At 61.4% G+C, this 19374-nt stretch carries 17 protein-coding genes and 1 pseudogene; 12 read left to right on the top strand and 6 right to left on the bottom strand.

Features of this window, described 5'->3' with window-relative positions; translation table 11 throughout:
- Window positions 1-74: 74 nt before the first annotated feature.
- Window positions 75-2762 (bottom strand): alpha-ketoglutarate dehydrogenase, encoded by a 2688-nt coding sequence (mdeB, locus tag FW800_RS08335; protein WP_446437406.1) that lies wholly within the window; start codon window positions 2760-2762, stop codon window positions 75-77.
- A 190-nt stretch (window positions 2763-2952) separates the two neighbouring features.
- Here mdeB and FW800_RS08330 point away from each other — a divergent pair, with 190 nt between their 5' ends.
- From FW800_RS08330 to FW800_RS08320, 3 genes are all read left to right on the top strand, one after another.
- Complete coding sequence (locus tag FW800_RS08330; RefSeq protein WP_446437405.1) at window positions 2953-3873, top strand: class I SAM-dependent methyltransferase; 921 nt, start codon at window positions 2953-2955, stop codon at window positions 3871-3873.
- Window positions 3874-4021: 148 nt separating this feature from the next.
- Window positions 4022-4738 carry a phosphatidylcholine synthase gene (gene pcsA, locus FW800_RS08325; protein WP_005788529.1) on the top strand — a complete coding sequence of 239 codons (717 nt, stop codon included), beginning with the start codon at window positions 4022-4024 and terminating at the stop codon, window positions 4736-4738.
- Between the two features lie 117 nt (window positions 4739-4855).
- Window positions 4856-5635: a TSUP family transporter gene (locus FW800_RS08320; RefSeq protein WP_005788530.1), complete on the top strand. Its 780-nt coding sequence runs from the start codon at window positions 4856-4858 to the stop codon at window positions 5633-5635.
- On the opposite strand, the gene nudC is transcribed toward FW800_RS08320, so the two are convergent.
- Together nudC and FW800_RS08310 are read right to left on the bottom strand one after the other, a co-directional pair.
- Window positions 5603-6436, bottom strand: a complete 834-nt coding sequence (gene nudC, locus FW800_RS08315; RefSeq protein WP_005788532.1) for an NAD(+) diphosphatase — start codon at window positions 6434-6436, stop codon at window positions 5603-5605. The genes FW800_RS08320 and nudC overlap by 33 nt on opposite strands.
- Before the next feature lie 5 nt (window positions 6437-6441).
- On the bottom strand, window positions 6442-7254 hold the full coding sequence (locus FW800_RS08310) for a crotonase/enoyl-CoA hydratase family protein (RefSeq protein ID WP_032875698.1): 813 nt from the start codon (window positions 7252-7254) through the stop codon (window positions 6442-6444).
- A 185-nt stretch (window positions 7255-7439) separates the two neighbouring features.
- On the opposite strand from FW800_RS08310, the gene FW800_RS08305 reads away from it, so the two are divergent.
- The 3 genes from FW800_RS08305 (at window position 7440) to FW800_RS08295 (ending at window position 9835) form a co-directional block, all read left to right on the top strand.
- Entirely contained in the window at window positions 7440-7994 is a 555-nt protein-coding gene (locus tag FW800_RS08305) for a UPF0149 family protein (protein WP_446437404.1), read from the top strand.
- Between the two features lie 161 nt (window positions 7995-8155).
- Entirely contained in the window at window positions 8156-9412 is a 1257-nt protein-coding gene (locus FW800_RS08300) for a 3-phosphoshikimate 1-carboxyvinyltransferase (protein WP_194438370.1), read from the top strand.
- Window positions 9413-9445: 33 nt separating this feature from the next.
- The gene (locus FW800_RS08295; RefSeq protein WP_005788540.1) at window positions 9446-9835 is read left to right on the top strand and encodes a hypothetical protein; all 390 of its coding nucleotides are present in this window, start codon (window positions 9446-9448) and stop codon (window positions 9833-9835) included.
- Window position 9836: 1 nt separating this feature from the next.
- Here the strand turns inward: FW800_RS08295 and FW800_RS08290 are convergent, their stop codons facing one another.
- A complete protein-coding gene (locus FW800_RS08290) occupies window positions 9837-10436 on the bottom strand; it encodes an NAD(P)H-dependent oxidoreductase (RefSeq protein WP_005788541.1) in 600 nt (199 codons plus the stop codon).
- A gap of 72 nt (window positions 10437-10508) precedes the next feature.
- Here FW800_RS08290 and FW800_RS08285 point away from each other — a divergent pair, with 72 nt between their 5' ends.
- Window positions 10509-11111 carry a TetR/AcrR family transcriptional regulator gene (locus FW800_RS08285; RefSeq protein ID WP_446437403.1) on the top strand — a complete coding sequence of 201 codons (603 nt, stop codon included), beginning with the start codon at window positions 10509-10511 and terminating at the stop codon, window positions 11109-11111.
- Here the strand turns inward: FW800_RS08285 and FW800_RS08280 are convergent.
- The gene (locus FW800_RS08280) at window positions 11101-11778 is read right to left on the bottom strand and encodes a GNAT family N-acetyltransferase (protein WP_446437402.1); all 678 of its coding nucleotides are present in this window, start codon (window positions 11776-11778) and stop codon (window positions 11101-11103) included. The two genes, FW800_RS08285 and FW800_RS08280, sit on opposite strands and share 11 nt — an antisense overlap.
- 188 nt (window positions 11779-11966) lie before the next feature.
- Between FW800_RS08280 and FW800_RS08275 the strand changes: the two genes are divergently transcribed.
- The 5 genes from FW800_RS08275 (at window position 11967) to FW800_RS08255 (ending at window position 18600) form a co-directional block, all read left to right on the top strand.
- Window positions 11967-12677 carry a FadR/GntR family transcriptional regulator gene (locus FW800_RS08275; RefSeq protein WP_078821451.1) on the top strand — a complete coding sequence of 237 codons (711 nt, stop codon included), beginning with the start codon at window positions 11967-11969 and terminating at the stop codon, window positions 12675-12677.
- Between the two features lie 106 nt (window positions 12678-12783).
- Window positions 12784-13977, top strand: a complete 1194-nt coding sequence (lhgO, locus tag FW800_RS08270) for an L-2-hydroxyglutarate oxidase (RefSeq protein ID WP_446437401.1) — start codon at window positions 12784-12786, stop codon at window positions 13975-13977.
- A gap of 56 nt (window positions 13978-14033) precedes the next feature.
- Entirely contained in the window at window positions 14034-15359 is a 1326-nt protein-coding gene (locus tag FW800_RS08265; protein WP_032875721.1) for an MFS transporter, read from the top strand.
- An 81-nt stretch (window positions 15360-15440) separates the two neighbouring features.
- A complete protein-coding gene (locus FW800_RS08260; protein ID WP_005788547.1) occupies window positions 15441-16292 on the top strand; it encodes a CAP domain-containing protein in 852 nt (283 codons plus the stop codon).
- 103 nt (window positions 16293-16395) lie between these two features.
- Window positions 16396-18600: a GAF domain-containing protein gene (locus tag FW800_RS08255; protein ID WP_446437400.1), complete on the top strand. Its 2205-nt coding sequence runs from the start codon at window positions 16396-16398 to the stop codon at window positions 18598-18600.
- A 36-nt stretch (window positions 18601-18636) separates the two neighbouring features.
- On the opposite strand, the pseudogene FW800_RS08250 reads toward FW800_RS08255, so the two are convergent.
- Window positions 18637-19344: pseudogene (locus tag FW800_RS08250) on the bottom strand (GGDEF domain-containing protein); the annotation flags it as partial.
- Between the last annotated feature and the right edge of the window lie 30 nt (window positions 19345-19374).

Genomic DNA, 19374 nt, shown 5'->3' with positions numbered 1-19374 from the left:
CTCCCGATGGCGGTGTATCAGTCAGCTCAATCAGCTACTGACACACCGCTATCGGGAGCAAGCCCCTCCCACAATCAGCAGGTCCAGGGCGCATCCCGTTCTGGCTGCAACCCGTAGAGATGAATCGCCCGCTGACACACAGCCGGCGCCAAACTCCCCTGCTCCACCAAGGCCGTCAACGCTGCCAGCACAATATGGTGCCGATCCACCTCAAAGAAATCACGCAACGCCGCCCGTGTATCACTGCGCCCAAACCCATCAGTGCCGAGCACGGTGTAGCCCGAATCCACGTACGAGCCAATCATCTGCGGCACTGCCCGCACATAGTCGGACATGGCAATCACCGGCGCGCCTTTGGGCAAACAGTCATCCAAATGACTGACACGCTTGATGCCCTGCGGATGCAGGCGATTCCAGCGCTCCACCTCTCTCGCTTCCCGCGCCAGTTCACTGAAGCTGGTGACGCTGTACACCGCGCTTTGCACCTGCCAGTCATCCATCAGCAACTGCGCCGCCGCCAGGGCCTCACGCACCAGCGTGCCGGAGCCGAGCAGGCGCACCTGCGCGTCCTGCGCGTCCTGCGTACCCTGCAAGCGATACATGCCCTTGATGATCGCGCCTTCCACGCCTTCCGGCAGGCTGGGTTGCGCGTAGTTTTCGTTCATCAGCGTCACGTAGTAGAACTCGTCGACATCCTGCTCCAGCATCCGACGCATACCGTGGTCGAGGATCACCGCAAACTCACCGGCGAACGCCGGATCGTAGGCGCGGCAATTGGGCACGGCGGCGGCAGCAAGGTGGCTGCTGCCGTCCTGATGCTGCAAACCTTCGCCGCCCAGGGTGGTGCGGCCGGCCGTGGCGCCGAGCAGGAAGCCCCGGGCACGCTGGTCGGCAGCCGCCCAGATCAGGTCGCCCACGCGCTGAAAACCGAACATCGAGTAATAGATATAGAAGGGCAACATGCGCAGGCCATGCACCGAGTAACTGGTCGCGGCGGCCACCCAGGAACTGATGGCGCTGGCTTCGCTGATGCCTTCTTCCAGGATCTGCCCGTCGGTGGCTTCGCGGTAACTGAGGATCGAGCCGATGTCTTCCGGCTCATAGTGCTGGCCGACACTGGAGTAGATGCCAATCTGCTTGAACAGGTTGGCCATGCCGAACGTACGCGCCTCGTCGGCAACGATGGGTACGATGCGCGGCCCCAATTGTCCGTCTTTGAGCAAGTGGGTGAGCATACGGACGAAGGCCATGGTGGTAGACATTTCCTTGCCTTCAGCGGCCGTGGCGAAACCCGCATAACCGCTCATGGACGGCACGCTGACCCGCGCTGCGAGCTGGCTGCGGCTGGGCACGTAACCGCCCAGGGCCTTGCGGCGCTGGTGCAGGTAGCGTAACTCCAGGCTGTCATCGGCCGGCTTGAAAAAACTCAAGGACTCGACCTGCTCATCCGACAGCGGCAATTGGAAGCGATTGCGAAAGGCAATCAGCGCCTGGCGATCAAGCTTCTTCTGTTGGTGAGTGGTCATCTTGCCCTGCCCGGCTTCGCCCATGCCAAAGCCCTTTTTGGTCTGGGCCAGGATCACCGTGGGTTTGCCCTTGGTCCGACGGGCAGCGTGGTAAGCGGCGTGGATCTTGACCATGTCATGGCCGCCACGCTTGAGGCGGTCGATCTGCTCATCGCTCAGGCTCTCGACCAGCTTGGCCAGGGCTTCACTCTGGCCAAAAAAATGCTCGCGGTTATAGGCGCCATCCTTGGCGGCGAAGGTCTGGAACTGGCCATCCACGGTCTGCGAAAGGGTTCGGACCAATGAGCCGTCGGCGTCCTTGGCGAGCAACGCATCCCAGTCCGAGCCCCACACCAGTTTGATCACATTCCAACCGGCGCCGCTGAACAATGCCTCCAACTCGTCGATGATGCGTCCATTACCGCGTACCGGGCCGTCGAGGCGTTGCAGGTTGCAGTTGACGACCCAGGTCAGGTTATCCAGGCCCTCGCGGGCGGCCAGGGTCAGGGCTGACATGCTTTCCGGTTCGTCCATTTCGCCGTCGCCGAACACGCCCCACACATGGCGGTCCGAGGTGTCCTGCAAGCTGCGGTGCTGCAGGTAACGCATAAAGCGCGCCTGGAAAATCGAGCTGATGGGGCCAATGCCCATGGAACCGGTGGGGAACTGCCAGAAGTCGGGCATCAACCATGGATGGGGATAGCTGAACAGCCCGCGAGCGCCCTCCTTCGGCCCACCGATTTCTTGGCGGTAGTGGGCCAGATCCTGTTCTGTCAGGCGCCCTTCAAGGTAGGCACGGGCATAAATACCGGGCGCCGAATGGGGCTGGTAGAACACCAGGTCACCGCCGGATTGCTCGCTGCGGGCGCGGAAAAAGTGGTTGAAGCCCACTTCGAACAAATCCGCGGCGCTGGCGTAACTGGCGATATGCCCGCCCAATTCGCCATACGCCTGATTGGCGCGCACCACCATGGCCAGGGCATTCCAGCGCACCAGCGAGGCGAGGCGCTCTTCGGTGGCCAGGTCGCCGGGAAAAGCCGGCTGCTGCTCGACGCTGATGCTGTTGATATACGGTGTGCCGTGGCGGGGTTTCCAGTCGATGCCCGGCGCACCGCCTTCGCGGGCCAGCAGGTCGAGAATTTCGCGGGCCCGGGCGGGGCCGGCATTGGCCACCAGCGAGGCCAGGGCATCACGCCACTCATCCAGCTCCTGCTGATCCTGCGCCGTGTGATTGACTGCGTGGGCGAAACCGTTCATGGGCACCTCCGGACTTTTTTCCAGTTTATGTCGGTGCTGAAGGATTTTTTGCCTGTTATGAGGCGCGCCCAACAGAATTTTGAGCATGAATCACTGTAGATCGGCTTTATTCCAGCACGTTGTGCTCATGCACCCGCAAACCCGGCAATTGTGTTTAAAATGCCGCCCGCCCGATGACTGACGCACAACGATGAACCCAGACGCACTCGCTACCCTTCACGCCCACTTGCTGACCGCCCTGGCTGACGCACCGGTGGAAACCCGGCGCCTGTTCCATGGCCGTGGCCGTTGCTGGCCGGGCCTGGAACAACTGACGGTGGACTGGCTGCAAGGGGTGGTGCTGGTGGCGCTGTTCAAGGAAACCGAGCACCTGCAAGCCCTCAAGCAGACGCTGCTGAACATCGACTGGGCGAGCTTTGGCGCGCGCACAGTGGCGCTGCAACACCGCTACCTGCCGCAAAGCACCACCGAGTGGTTAGTGGGTGAGGCCATCGATGAGCTGACCATCACCGAGGGCGGCCTGCGGTACCTGATCGACCTGGGTAAAAAGCAGAACAGCGGGCTATTTCTCGACATGCGCTACGGGCGCAACTGGGTGCGCGAACAGGCCCAAGGCCAGCGCGTGCTGAATTTGTTTGCCTATACCTGCGGTTTTTCGGTGGCCGCCATCGAAGGCGGCGCCGACCATGTGGTGAACCTGGACATGGCCCGTGGCGCCCTCAGTCGTGGCCGCGACAACCATCGCCTGAACGGGCATGACCTGGGCAAAGTCACCTTCCTGGGCCACGACTTGTTCAAGTCCTGGGCCAAGGTCACCCACAGCGGCCCTTACGATCTGGTGATCATCGACCCGCCGTCATTCCAGAAAGGCAGCTTCCTGCTGACCAAGGACTACCAGCGCGTGCTGCGCCGCCTGCCGGACTTGCTCACCGCCCAAGGTACGGTGCTGGCGTGCATGAATGACCCGGCCTTCGGCGAAGATTTCCTGATCGACGGTGTAACCCGCGAAGCACCGGGCCTGCGCTTTGTGCAGCGCCTGGACAACCCGCCGGAATTCCCCGACGTCGATCCGCAAAGTGGGCTGAAGGCCCTGGTGTTCCGTCAGGGTTGATGCCGAATCGTCCTACGCTTGCTACGCTTACGCAGACACCGGGCGGTGAACCTTATCCCCCTCTTCCCGGTCGATACCTGCATTCCCCGGCCAGACTCGACGGCGCTACGTTGTCGGCTGCCCCGTTTGACCTTTTGGAGAACCGCCCGTGATATCGACCCTGCATGTAGCCAGACTCAAAGCCTGGGGCGCCCACGGCTTTACTGCCACCGGAGTGGTACTGGCCTTCCTGGCCACCCTGGCGCTGCTGGAAAACTCCCCCAAGGCGTGCCTGCTGTGGCTGGGCCTGGCGCTGGTGGTGGATGGCGTCGATGGCTCGCTGGCACGACGGGTGAATGTCAGCACGGTATTGCCCAGCTTTGACGGCTCGGTCCTGGACCTGGTGATCGATTACCTCACCTATGTGTTCATCCCCGCACTGTTTATCTACCGCTATATCGACCTGCCGGAATTTACCCACCTGTTTACGGTGTCGGTGATTCTGGTGTCTTCGCTGTTCTGCTTTTGCAATGTGAACATGAAGAGCAAGGACAACTACTTCGTCGGCTTCCCCGCCGCCTGGAACGTGGTCGCCCTGTGCGTGTACATCATCCAGCCTGACGCCTGGGTCACCTTGCTGACCGTGATCGGCCTGGCCCTGCTGACCGTGACACCGATGAAGTTTTTGCACCCATTCCGGGTCAAGCGCTTCATGCCGATCAATATTGCGGTGACTACGATCTGGTTACTGTGCAGCTTTTTGATGGTGGTGGACTATCCCAACACCAACCCGTGGACGTTCGGATTGTGGTCGCTGATGTCGGCGTATTTCCTGGGCATTTGCATCTGGCGTACGGCGCTGGAGTGGCTGGGAACCCACAAATAGCCAAGCAGACGGATTTAAAAATGTGGGAGGGGCTTGCTCCCACATTTGGTTCTGCGTGCATTCGGCAGGTAAGATGGCGGCCTTCGCATAGCGCACCTCCAACAATAAGCCCTGCCCATGCCCTTCGAACTCAGCGTTGACCTCACCACCCTGGCCATCCTGGCCGTCGTTGCCTTTATCGCCGGTTTTATCGACGCCATCGCCGGCGGCGGCGGGCTGCTGACCACACCGGCCCTGCTCACAGCCGGTATGCCGCCTCACCTGGTACTGGGCACCAACAAACTCAGCTCCACCTTCGGCTCGGCCACCGCCAGTTTCACCTTTTACCGGCGCAAGCTGTTCCACCCGCGCCAATGGGTGCACGCCATCGTCGGTACATTGATCGGCGCGCTGACCGGTGCGGTGGTCGCCCACTACCTGCCCGCCGAAACCCTGAACAAGATGCTGCCGGTGATCGTCTTTGCCTGCGGGGTGTACCTGTTGTTCGGCGGTACGCCAAAGGCGCCGGTGGATGCCGAAGCACCGATCAAGAAGAAATGGCAGGCCACCCAGGGCTTTGGCCTGGGCTTCTACGACGGCGTGGCCGGGCCTGGCACCGGTGCATTCTGGACCGTCAGCACGATGCTGCTGCACCCCATCGACCTGGTGAAGGCCAGCGGCGTCGCGCGCAGCATGAACTTCGTCAGCAACGCGGCGGCGCTGACGGTGTTTATCATCAATGGCTCGGTAGACTGGATCGTCGGGCTGGCGATGGGCGTGTCAGTGATGTGTGGCGCGTTCTTTGGCGCACGCAGCGCAATCAGCGGCGGCGCCAAATTCATTCGCCCGGTGTTTATCACCGTGGTGCTGGGCCTGACCGTACGCCTAGCCTGGCAGCACTGGTTCAGCGTGGCCTAAGCGGCGGGCCACGTAGAGGTCGATCAGGTAACGCGCAATCGAACGTGACGCCGGCAACGGCGGCAGTTCGTGGATGTTGAACCACTGCGCATCCTCGATCTCGTCGGCCTGGGGCACGATGTCGCCACCGGCGTACTCGGCGTGGAAACCCAGCATCATCGAATGGGGGAACGGCCAGCACTGGCTGCCCATGTACTGGATATTCTTCACTTCTATCTGCACTTCCTCGCGCACTTCGCGGATCAGGCAGTCTTCGGCCGATTCGCCGGGTTCGGCAAAGCCGGCCAAGGTGCTGTAGACCCCTGTGACGAAACGTGGCGAGCGCGCCAGCAGGATCTCGTCGCCACGGGTCACCAGCACGATCATGCTCGGCGAAATCCGTGGGTAGCTGCGCAGGTCGCAAGGCGCGCAGTACATCGCCCGCTCCCGCGGGACCTGAACCATGGCCTGGCCGCAACTGCCGCAGAAACGATGCTCCCGCGCCCAGGTGCCGATCTGGGCGGCGTAGCCCAGCACTCTGTAGAGAGTGTGATCGCCCTGTAGCATGAAACCGCGCAGCCCCTGCCAACTGCACCCTGGCACATCGGCAGCACTGTCGAGTTCCAGCAAGTACACCGGTTCACCATCGAGGTGGCCGATGCCGTGTTCAGCGAACACCGGCAGGTCCTGACGCTTAAGCCACTCCCGAGGGAACAGAGGGCCATTGGCGTCATGCAAAAAGCCCTCACGGCTGCGGGCGACGGCCCAGCCGCCGACGGCGTCGTTATCCAGCAGCGTTGTGGTAATCCAGCCTGGGGTCATATCAGTCAATCCACGAATTCGGGTTTCTGCTTGCTCATATGGGCCGCAATGGCCACGCGCAAGTCGTTGGATTGCAACATAGCCGAGTTCCAGGTGGCAACGTATTCCAGGCCGTCATTGACTGTGTGGTCACGCATGTAGCTGATCATGGCTTTGGTGCCGGTCACGGCGATTGGCGACTTGGCGGCGATTTCATGGGCGATTTCCATAACGCCGGCCAGCAGGCTGTCCTGATCGGCATACACGCGATTGACCAGGCCGATGCTGCGCGCTTCTTCAGCACCGAACTGGCGACCGGTGTAAGCCAACTCACGCAACATGCCGTCGCCGATGATGCGCGGCAGGCGTTGCAAAGTGCCTACGTCAGCGGCCATGCCAATGTCGATTTCCTTGATCGAGAACTGCGCGCCCTCGGCCGCGTAGCGCATGTCGCAGGCGCTGATCAGGTCAATGGCCCCGCCAATGCAGTAGCCCTGGATCGCGGCGAGTACCGGCTTGCGGCAATGGTCGACCGCATTGAACGAGGCTTGCAGCTCGAGGATCTTGCGCCGTAACAGGCGCGCATTACGCCCCACGTCCTTGCTGAACTCATTGGCTATCGAGGCCAGCATCATCAGGTCGATACCCGAAGAGAAATGCTTGCCCGCACCACTGAGCACCACGGCGCGCACGGCATCGGTGTCGTCGATCCATTGGAAGATGTCGATGATTTCGGTCCAGAACGCCGCATTCATGGCGTTGATCTTTTCCGGGCGATTGATCTGCACATGGGCAACGTTGCCGCTCAGTTCGACGACGAAGGCTTGGTATTCGGACATGGCAGTGATCCCTGACTGGCGATTGAGAAAGGCCAGACTATATCAAGGGTGCGCCACGGCGCATCGGCCAAAAGCGGGACTGGCCACGGTGAGGGAAAAGACGCTGGATAAAACCCGGTGCACACGCCATCCTTTGCGCTTTAAGCCGCCCCTGTCAGCGGCGCTCGACGTTTTAAGGATATGCCATGCACGCCCAACCCCTCGCTCCCGCCGATTTCGACTTCATTGACGCCACCTTGCTCAAATACGGTGAAGAGCACTCGGTGCTGAACATGGCCGAACTCGACGGTTATTTCACCGCCCTGGTTTCCAGCCCGGCCAAGGTGGACGTGGCCGAGTGGTTCCCGGCGATCTGGGGTGGGCAAAACCCTGAATGGGACAACATGGACGAGGCCCAGGATTTTCTCGAACTGTGTGTACGCCATATGAATACCCTGGCTGCTCGATTGGCCACCGACTCCCAGGCATTCAAAGCCCGTTTCGATGAAACCGAACATCAAGACCAGGCAGTGACGCTGGCTGAAGAATGGTGTTTTGGTTATGTGCGGGGTGTGACGATCGGCAACTGGCCGCCATTGCCCGCCGAACAAGCCGGGCAACTGGAAAAAATCACCGCGTGCGCCGAGCAGGACAATTTCGAACTTCCGGCGGACCTGGATATAAACGCCCATCAACAGCAGGTCAGCGAAATCGAACCGGCTGCGCGGGTGCTGCATGACTTCTGGTTGAGCCAGCGTTAAGCCGGGCTTGCTGGCCCCGTCCCACATTTGAATCGGAGCACATTCCAGAAAATTCACGCAGATCACTTGCTCACTCGACAAGCATGGCGTGTTTGCCTGATTATTCGGGTCCGCACGTCGGCCACTCCACGCCACCTCGCCTTGACCAGGAGCCTTGTACCTTGAGTTCGCAAAAAACCGTGACCGTTACACCGCCCAACTTTCCTCTCAATGGCAAGGTCGCGCCCCCCGGCTCCAAATCCATCACCAACCGCGCCCTGTTGCTGGCGGCATTGGCCAAGGGCACCAGCCGTTTGAGCGGTGCGTTGAAAAGCGATGACACTCGCCACATGTCGGTCGCCCTGCGTCAGATGGGTGTGAGTATCGATGAGCCAGACGACACCACGTTTGTCGTCACCAGCCAAGGCTCGCTGCAATTGCCTGCCCAACCACTGTTCCTCGGTAACGCCGGGACTGCCATGCGCTTTCTCACCGCCGCCGTGGCCACCGTGCAAGGCAGCGTGGTGCTGGACGGCGATGAATACATGCAAAAGCGCCCGATTGGCCCGCTGCTGACCGCCCTCGGCCAAAACGGAATTCAGGTCGACAGCCCCACTGGCTGCCCGCCCGTGACCGTGCATGGCACAGGCAAGGTACAAGCCAGGCGCTTTGAGATCGATGGCGGCTTGTCCAGCCAGTATGTATCGGCCCTGCTGATGCTCGCGGCCTGTGGTGAGGCGCCGATTGAAGTGGCGTTGACCGGCAAAGACATCGGCGCCCGTGGCTACGTGGACCTGACCCTGGATTGCATGCGCGCCTTTGGCGCCCAGGTTGAAGCCGTGGACGACACCACCTGGCGCGTAGCCCCGACCGGCTACACCGCCCGGGATTACCTGATCGAACCCGACGCCTCGGCCGCTACCTACCTGTGGGCCGCCGAAGTGCTGACCGCTGGCCGTATCGACATCGGTGTCGCGGCCCAGGATTTCACCCAGCCGGACGCCCAGGCCCAGGCGGTGATCGCCCAGTTCCCGAACATGCAAGCCACGGTGGTCGGTTCGCAAATGCAGGACGCAATCCCGACCCTGGCCGTGCTCGCCGCTTTCAACAACACCCCGGTGCGTTTTACTGAACTGGCGAACCTGCGCGTCAAGGAATGTGACCGTGTACAGGCACTGCACGACGGCCTCAATGAGATCCGCCCAGGCCTGGCGAGCATTGAGGGCGACGACCTGCTGGTGGCGAGCGACCCAGCCCTGGCCGGCACCGCGTGCACGGCGCTGATCGACACCCACGCCGACCACCGCATCGCTATGTGCTTTGCCCTGGCCGGGCTGAAAGTTTCGGGGATTCGCATCCAGGACCCGGACTGCGTGGCCAAGACCTACCCTGAGTACTGGAAAGCCTTGGGCAGCCTGGGCGTTCAATTGACCTACTGACACGCCGATCGTGAAACTTCGCCGGGAGCGTCAATGACCATTCGCCAACCCTGCCCTCCCGGCGCCTGTGTGTGCGAGCGTGAACAACTGCTGGAGGCGCCCGGCGCGGACCTGCGCATCCTCCAGTTGACGCGACAGCAGGAAAAAATCCTGCTCGAACGCCTTGAAAACCTCAAGAGTCTGCAAGACCTTGAACACATGCAGCAGCGGATGTACGAGCAACTGGGCATCCGCGTGCACATTGCGCCTGGGCATACCGAGGTCAAGAGTATGCGCGGGATCCAGATCGTTATCGACGAGTTGCCGGGCATGTGCCGCAAGACTCGTCAATCGATCCCGGCGTCGATCCGCCGCGGCCTGGAAAAACGCCCCGAGATTGCCTACCGCTTGCTCGATGCCCACGACCTGTTTCGCGACACCTGAATCACCCCGCGACTGTCTCGCGCTGGAACATCCCCTGCCCCACAGCTTTGGCCGTGTGCAAATGCGCCTGGGCGCCCCCGCTCTCCGAATCCAGCAGCAGCTTGGACGTCAGCACCTGCGCCCCGCAGTAATCAAAGATGCCGTAATCGATCTGGGTGTGCATGGCCTTGGCATAGCCGTGCCGATCGAAAGCGCTGTCATCCGCGCCCCCGAGGGCCAGCAGGTGCACCTGCAAGTGGCGCAGTTTTTTCACGACGGGTGTGTCGGGGCCATAATCAATCGCCCAGCCGTTGACGAACACGCGGTCGACCCAGCCTTTGAGCAACGCCGGCATCGACCACCAGTAGATCGGGAAAGCCACCACCAGCGCGTCGGCGCGCTCGATACGCGCCTGTTCGGCCAGCACATCGGCCGGCGGAGTTGCATGAGCGCGGTGCACCTGATGGTCGGCGGCGGTGTAGCGTGGATCGAACCCTTCGGCGGCAAGGTCGGCGATTTCGAAGGTGTGGCCGGCGGCGGTCAAACCGGCGCCTACCTGAGCCGCTACGCTATGGGTGAGCGATTTCCGGTCGTGATGAGCAACTACGATCAAGGCGTGCATGACTTTAACTCCTGACAGGATTAAGCTACGTTTAGTAAGTTACGCCCCTTAAGTTACTTTTGGTATATAAACATGTCAAGCAGTGAATCCCCTGCCCCACGTCGGCGCTTGTCCCGTGAAGATCGCCAGCGCCAATTACTCGATGTGGCGTGGCAATTGGTGCGCGAGGAAGGCACCGACGCCCTTACCCTGGGCCGCCTGGCGGAGCTGGCAGGTGTGACCAAGCCGGTGGTCTACGACCACTTCACCACGCGTGCGGGATTGCTGGCTGCTTTGTATGCCGATTTCGATGCGCGCCAGGACCAGGTCTTTACCGAGGCCATCGACACCAGTAAGGCGACGCTAGAGGACCGGGCATGGGTGATCGCGTCGGCGTATGTCGATTGCGTGCTGTTGCAGGGCCGGGAAATCCCCGGAGTGATTGCCGCGCTGAGCGGCTCGCCGGAGCTGGCGGTACTCAAGCGCGAATATGAGGCGATCTTCCTGGAAAAGTGCTCCAACGCACTGTCACCGTTCGCCTCGGGCGGCGGTGTTTCCAAGGCCGGCTTGCGCGCTATGCTCGGTGCGGCGGAAGCCCTGTCTCATGCGGCAGCCACTGGCGAGATCAGCCGTGAGGAGGCCCAGCAGGAATTGCTGGCGACCATCCTGGGGATGGTCCAGCGGGTCAAATCGTAGGAAACCGCTGCTGGATGTACAGCTGCACCTTGCGCGTCAACTGATCCAGATGCCGGTCACGCTGTTTTTCAGCGTCGACCATGGCGCGTTTGCCGTGCTTTTGCAGCAGGTAGGTATGAATCTGGCGCACTTCCAGCGAACGATAGATCGCTGCCACATCCAACACCCCCATCAAGCCATCGGTGCCGTAGTCCCGGGTGTTCATCAGCACTTGGGTGCCACGTGCGCCGCGCACCTGAAACCCCATGGCCTCGAATACCGGGACCTTCTCCACCGCACAGGCCAGTTCGGCGTGGGGATAGCGCGCCAGCACATCGCCTAGCATTTGCTTCGCCACGCCCTGGCGACGAAAGCCGGCCTGCACCGCCATAAAGGCAATGCCGCAGGCTTGAGGGTCGTCCTTGACCGGCAGATACAGGCAAAAACCGACAACGGTTTCGTCCTGCATCGCCACGACCAGCTCGACGGCGATGCCCTTCTCGCCATTCAACGCCTCAAGGTACAAGTGCACCTCAAACCCGATGGCGTACTGGTAGATGTTGTAGAGCAAGTTACTTGGCGCCAGCGCGACACTGCTGATGTCGGTGAGGTTGTCCACCACCATCTGCAGGATCTGGCTATTGACCGATTCGGGGCACGGCGTGGTGTAGCGGGTAAGGCTGAACATGCAAATTCCTGGAGTTTCGCGTCAAGGCAGCGGCGATTGTACCTGTTGCAGGCCGCTCATGGCCCGCACAGTGAACGCAGGTAACGGGCCTTGCCGCCTATCTTGCTGCACTGATCGTGTTGGACACATATTGACAAGCTAAATTCGTAACGACTATTGTCTGACAACCTGATTACCAAGGTTTCATCATGCTTGAGCTCCAGCGCCCCGACTCGCTTGTCGTACGGGTTGTCAGCGCCATTCGCGCAGAAATCGAATCCGGCCAACTGGCTCCGGAGTCGCGCCTGCCTACCGAACAGCAATTGGCTGAACAGCTCAACGTCAGCCGCTCTGTGGTGCGCGAGGCCATTGCCCAGCTCAAGGCCGACGGTGTTCTCACCGCCCGCCGGGGGTTGGGGTCGTTCATTTCGCAGACCCCGGCCGGCACGGTGTTCCGTTTCCCGCAGCAAAATGGGCGACGGCCTGACCTGGCGCAGATGTTCGAAGTGCGCCTGTGGATCGAAACCCAAGCCGCCTCGATTGCCGCCCAGCGCCGTGACGCCGCCGACCTGCAACGCATGGAAAGCGCCTTGCAGGCCATGCAGGACCATCGCGACGACTTTGAAGCCGCAGCCCTGGCCGATGTGGAATTCCACCGCGCCATTGCCGACGCCAGCAAGAATGACTACTTCGTGGCCTTCCATGACTTCCTCAGAAGCCAGCTGGCGAGCGCACGCAAGACCGCCTGGGAAAACTCTGCCTCGCGCTTCGCCACCGGCTCGGCCGATGCGACCCAGGAACACCAGCAGCTCTATCAGGCCATCGCCGACGGTGATGCCCAACGCGCCGCTGCCAGTGCAGAGGCCCATCTGCGTGCATCCGCACGGCGCTTGCAACTGGAACTGCCTCCCATCAACTGATCGACTTTTTAAAGCGTGTCCCCGGACACGCCATTTTTTTAACAAAAACATTAGTCTGACAACCTGATAAGCAGACCAAAATGTCTAACCTTAGGTACTCCCAGCAATGATTCACGACTTTTGCATTATCGGCGGCGGCATCGTCGGCCTCGCCACTGCCATGGAACTGCTCAAGCGCCAACCCGGCGCATCACTGGTGATCCTGGAAAAGGAGCCGGTGCTGGCCAAGCACCAGACCGGCCACAACAGCGGCGTGATCCACGCCGGCATTTACTACGCCCCCGGCAGCCTCAAGGCCGACCTGTGCAAGCGCGGTGCCGAAGCCACCAAGCAGTTCTGCCGCGAACACGGGATCAAGTTCGAGGTGTGCGGCAAGCTGCTGGTGGCCTCCAGCGCCCTGGAAATGCAACGCATGGAAGCCCTGCACGCCCGCGCCCAGCTCAACGGTATGCAGGTCGAGCGCCTGGATGCCGAGCAACTGCGCGAGCGTGAACCAAACATCGTCGGCCTGGGCGGCTTGTTTCTCGATGCCACCGGCATTGTCGATTACCGCCAGGTGTGCGAGACCATGGCCCAGGTGATTCGCCGCAACGACGGGCAGATCTGCCTGGAACGCACGGTCACTGCGATCCACGAAGACACCGATAAAGTCACGGTCCATACCCAGGGCGAAACCTGGCAGGCGCGGCACCTGGTGGTGTGCGCCGGTTTGCAATCGGACCGCCTGGCTCGCCTGGCCGGGATCAGTATCGACCATCAGATCATCCCGTTTCGCGGCGAGTACTTCCGCTTGCCGGCGGCAAAGAACAACATCGTCAACCACCTGATCTACCCGATCCCCGACCCGCAGTTGCCGTTTCTCGGCGTGCACCTGACACGCATGATCGACGGCAGTGTCACCGTCGGCCCGAATGCCGTGCTGGGCCTGGGCCGCGAGAACTACCGCAAGTTCTCGGTGAACTGGCGCGATGTGGCGCAATACGCCAGCTTCCCGGGTTTCTGGAAAACCCTCTGGCAGAACCTCGGCTCCGGCACCACCGAGATGAAAAACTCTTTGTTCAAGTCCGGCTACCTGGAGCAGTGCCGCAAGTACTGCCCTTCTCTGACCCTCGACGACTTGCTGCCCTACGAGGCCGGTATCCGTGCCCAGGCAGTCATGCGCGACGGCAGCCTGGTACACGATTTCCTGTTCGCCCAAACCCCGCGAATGCTCCACGTGTGCAACGCACCTTCACCGGCCGCCACCTCGGCCATGCCCATCGGCGCGATGATCGCCGACCGTCTGTTCCAGCCTCAGTAATACCCGTACTGCCCGTTCACCCAAAAATAACTACAAAGACCAGAAGGAAATCCAGCATGTCGGCATCCGCCTCCATCCCCGGCACCGAAACGCCCGAACAAACCCGCAAGCGCCTGCGCAAAGTGGCCGCCGCCACCATCTTTGGCTCGATGCTGGAGTGGTACGACTTTTACCTGTACGCCACCATGGCGGCCATTGTGTTTTCGAAGATCTTCTTCGATAACAGCGACCCGAAAACGGCCACGCTGATGGCCTTTTCCACCTTTGCCATCGGCTTTATCGCCCGCCCTTTCGGCGGCATTCTGTTCGGCTACCTGGGTGACAAGTTCGGACGCAAGCAGGTGCTGGTGCTGACCTTCTGCCTGATGGGCGTGTGCACCACGCTGATCGGCCTGATCCCCAGCTATGCCTCCATTGGTATCTGGGCGCCGATCCTGCTGGTGTTCATCCGCATCATCCAGGGGCTGGGCGCGGGTGCTGAACTGTCGGGCGCCGCGGTAACTTCCTACGAACACGCCTCCCATGGCAAGCGCGGCAGCCAAGGTGCCTGGCCGGCACTGGGGCTGAACCTGGGCCTGTTGCTGTCCTCACTGACCATTTACCTGCTGACCATCAACGGTAACGAGTTCTTGCTGGCCGGCGGTTGGCGCATCCCGTTTATCTGCAGCATCGTGCTGGTGGGCGTGGGTCTGTGGGTGCGTAACAGCATTCCGGAAACCCCGCAGTTCGAGGAACTGAGCAAGGAAAAAGCCAAGGCCAAGCCGTCGCCCCTTAAAGCGTTGTTCAAGAACGACCTCAAGGGCCTCGCCGTGGTGTTCTTTGTCGCGATTGGCTACAACGCCCTGAGCTATATCTTCAAGACCTTCTCCCTGGCGTACCTGACCCAATTCAAAGGTGTGGATGTACACGTCACCTCCCTGTCGGTGACCATCGCCAGCCTGGTGGCCATCGTGGCCGTGCCTTGCTTTGGCTGGCTGTGCGACAAGTGGAGCAGCAAGATTGTGTTGATGCTCGGCGGTCTGTGCTCGCTGCTGTTCGCCTACCCGTTCCTGGCCCTGCTCAACAGTGGTGAAAGCCTGATGATCTATCTGGCCATCGGTGTGGGCACCGGTATCCTTGCGCCGATGATGTTTGCGCCCCAGGGCTCGTTCCTGAGCCGGCAATTCCCGACCCAGACGCGCTCATCGGGCTTCGGCACCGGACGCGAAATCGGCACCGCGATTGCCGGTGGCCTGGCACCGCTGGGCGCGCTGTCGATGGTGGCGGCCTCGGCCACTCATTCCACCGATGGCGTGGTGGTTATCCTCGCGATTTCCGCCCTGCTGGTGGTGGTGTTCGCCCTCTGCGATCAGGGTGCAAAACACTCGACATTCAAGAACTGAAGAAAAAAGTTCGGACCAACGGGTGCATGGATGCACCTGGATCGCGCATCATGGGCACTTTCAAGCTCAAGGGTAACGTCCATGCGCGTTCTGTCATTGATGATGGGTCTTACGACGCTGGCCGCCACTACGGTGTTCTGCGCCAGCGCGATGGCGAATGAAGAAAGTCAGTTAGTCCAACAGATCAACCAATACCGCAGCCAGGTGCAACGCTGCGGTGACCAGGGTTCCCAGGAACTGCCACCGCTGACCAGCGACACACGGCTGGTGCTGCCGGCCTCCAATGTCGGCGACTTGCAGCAGTCGCTGGCGCGGGCTGCGTACCCTATGGTCAACGTGCAGGCCATCAGCCTGTCCGGGCCCAAGGATGCCGACGCCGCCATGAAAGCAGTGCGCGAAAGCTTCTGCCGGGTCGTACTGGACCCGCAATATGTCGACATCGGCGTCAGCAACAGCGGCCAGGATTGGCGCATCGTGCTGGCCCGCCCACTGCTGACCAGTGGCCTGGGCGACTGGCAGACCGAAGGCAAGCAACTGCTGAACCTGGTCAACGCCGCGCGCGCCGAACCACACCAATGCGGCACCCAGGCGTTCAGCGCGACCACGCCGCTGTCGTGGAACGACACCCTGGCCAGCGCGGCCAACAGCCACACGCGCAACATGGCCAACGGCAACTTCTTCGACCACCTGGACCACGACGGTCGTACTCCCGGTGACCGCGCCGAACTGGCCGGGTATATCGCGAAGAACATCGGCGAAAATATCGCCGCCGGCCTCGATACCCCTCGCAAGGTCGTGGACGGTTGGCTCGCCAGCCCCGGCCATTGCGCCAACCTGATGAACCCGCAATTTCGCGAATTGGGCGCGGCCTACGCGATGGACCCCAAGAGCGATGCGGGTATCTATTGGACAGGTGTATTCGCCGCTCAATAACCTGGATATTCGCGCTGAACTGGGAGCAGTCATTCAGGTCTGTTGCTTGGCAACCTGAGGTTTCAGGCAATAGTCGAACCGCGGTAGATAAGGTGTTGACCCCATGATGAATTGGCTGCAAGGCAGCAGCGACATGGCCGAGCGGGTCCGCCAGCATGATTGGGCCAGTACGCCCCTCGGCCCGCTGGAGCAGTGGTCCGATGTATTGAAGACCACCGTCGCGCTGTGCTTCGCTTCCAGGTTTCCCCAGGCCATTGTTTGGGGGCCTGAGTTGATTACGCTCTACAACGATGCATTCCGGCCGATTCTGGGCAACAAGCCGGAGGCACTGGGCCGCCCTTTCAGCGAGGTGTGGCACGAGGCCTGGAGCGAGATAAGCCCCATCGCCAGCGCGGCGTTCGACGGTCATGCCACCTATATTGAAAACTTCCCGCTGATGCTCAAGCGCAATGGTGCGCCGGAACAGGCGTATTTCACTTTTTGCTACAGCCCTATCCGCGACTCTCGAGGCAACGTGGTGGGCATGCTCGATACGGTGACCGAGACCACCTCCACCGTATTCCTCGCCCGTCGCCTGGCGGTGCTGGATGCCATCGGCAACGCCGTGGCCAGCGCCACCGACGCCGAAGCCATCATGACATCGACCACCCAACTGCTGGCGCAACACCTGCAAGTGTCGATTTGCGCCTATGCCGATATGGATGAGGATGAAGATGGCTTCACTATCCGTGGCGACTGGGCGGCGCAGGGCTCACCCAGCATCATCGGCCACTACAGCCTGGCGGCGTTCGGCGAACGCGCGGTGAGGGCTCTGCGTGCCGGTCAGCCCCTGGTGATCCGCGATAACCTGATCGAACTGCCCGCCGATGAGTCGGCAACCTTCCAGGCGCTGGGCGTCACGGCTACCATCTGCGTGCCGCTGATCAAGGATGGACGTCTCACGGCGCTGATGGCCGTGCATGACAAACAGCCCCGCTACTGGTCGCCCTACGATCTGGCGTTGTTGGGTGAAGTGACCGAACGGTCCTGGGCGCACATCGAGCGCGTGCGCGCCGATGCCGCCGTACGCGAGGGTTTGGCGGCCTACACCGAACTCAACGCCACACTGGAGCAGCGCGTGGAAGAACGCACCCTCGCGCTGGCCCAGGCCGAGGCCGCGCTGCGCCAGTCACAGAAGCTTGAAGCCATCGGCCAACTGACCGGCGGCGTCGCCCATGACTTCAACAACCTGCTGACCATCATTCGCTCGTCCGTGGACTTCCTGCGCCAACCGAACTTGTCGCAAGAGCGTCGCCAGCGCTACATGAGCGTCGTCTCCGACACCGTGGAGCGGGCCAGTAAACTCACCAGCCAATTGCTTGCCTTCGCCCGTCGCCAGCCGTTGAACCCGCAGGTATTGGATGTCAGCCAGCGGGTACGCAACATCGGCGAGATGCTTGAAAGTGTCACCGGCGCCCGCATTCATGTACAGGTGCAGTTGCCCGATCAGCCGTGCTACGCACGCATTGACTCCAGCCAGCTCGAAACCGCGCTGCTCAACATCGCACTCAATGCTCGCGACGCAATGGACGGCCAGGGCACCCTGACCCTCAAGGTCGCCACACAGCAAGCGCTGCCGCGCATCCGCGGTGACGCCGAGTCGCGCCTGCCGTACATCAGCATCTCTCTGACCGACACCGGCACCGGTATTGCCGGCGACACCATCGACCGTATCTTCGAGCCGTTCTTCACCACCAAGGCCGTTGGCAAAGGCACCGGGCTTGGCCTGTCGCAAGTCTTCGGCTTTGCCAAACAGTCGGGCGGCAACATCGATGTGGCAAGTACCCTCGGCCAGGGCACTGTGTTCACCTTGTATTTGCCCCAAGTGGAAGGCGAACCCGCCCCGCAGCAGGACGAACAGGAGCAACTTGTACCGCCGCAGGAGGCTGCCCAACGGCATGTTCTGATCGTAGAAGACAACCTGGAAGTGGGACGTTTCGCCAGCCAGATCCTCAAGGACCTGGGCTACAAGACCACTTGGGCGACCAATGCCGAGCAGGCACTGGCCCTCGCTGGCAACGACGCCCGAGCCTTCGACGCGATTTTTTCGGATGTGGTCATGCCGGGGATGACCGGCGTTGCGATGGCCAGACTGCTGCGTGAGCGGCGTCTGGACCTGCCGGTGGTACTTGTCTCAGGCTACAGCGAAGAGCTGGCGGACAGCGGTTATGAGGGGTTTGAGTTCCTCGCCAATCCCTACTCCGCCGAACAGGTCGCCAGGGCGTTGGTGAGGGCGATGTCCAAGGATCAGACCGCTACGGCCACCTGATCAAGACCTTGAGCCTTAGCGGTGCAGGTCTTCAAACCCGTCGCGCTCATCGGTTTGGGCCGCGCGGGTTGAAAGACGGTGTGTACGCTCCATTTGCCGAGTCAGGCGGAAGGCTTTTTCCAGCGCATCGGACAGTTTGCAGGTGGCCGTCACCACAAAAGATGAAAACACCAGCACCGCCAGGGCCACACCCACTTGCATCGGCGCCGGCTGGAACAACAGCCACAGCGTACAGGGCAACAGCACCAACGCCATCGAACTCAAGGTCATGTAGCGAAAGGCCGAGTAGCAGGACACCGCACTGACTGACATTCCTACGGTAAAGAGCATCACCAGTACCTGGGACACACGGTCATCGACCGGCATCACCGCCAGCGCTCCACCTCCCCAGATGCCAGCCGACAACATCAGCGTGATCCAGTAACGCCGCTCCCAACGCTTTGGGGTGCGCTCGCTGTCAGGGCAGCGAAACCACTGCACGAACATGTGCAGGCGCAGCAGTGACGAGCAACCCAGCAGCACCAGCCATACCAGAATGATTCGATGATCGAAGCGATCCCAGCACAGCCAGCAGAGCATGGCGGCCCCCAGATAACTACCGAAGACGGCCGAGAACGACTGGCGAAACAGTTGGTGCAACCGGTCGGTTCGCACTTGCTGCTCGATGATGGGGTCCTGATCTTGCCCATGCCCAAGGCTGTTCATGCAATGCGCCTGTGTCGATTGCGACGGCAAAGGCGCCATTGTGGCACCCTGCCAGTATCGGGAACAACT

The organism is Pseudomonas sp. 910_23 (genome assembly GCF_052850795.1).
The sequence above is the reverse complement of the archived record's forward strand: the minus strand, read 5'-3'. Positions and strand labels throughout refer to the sequence as shown.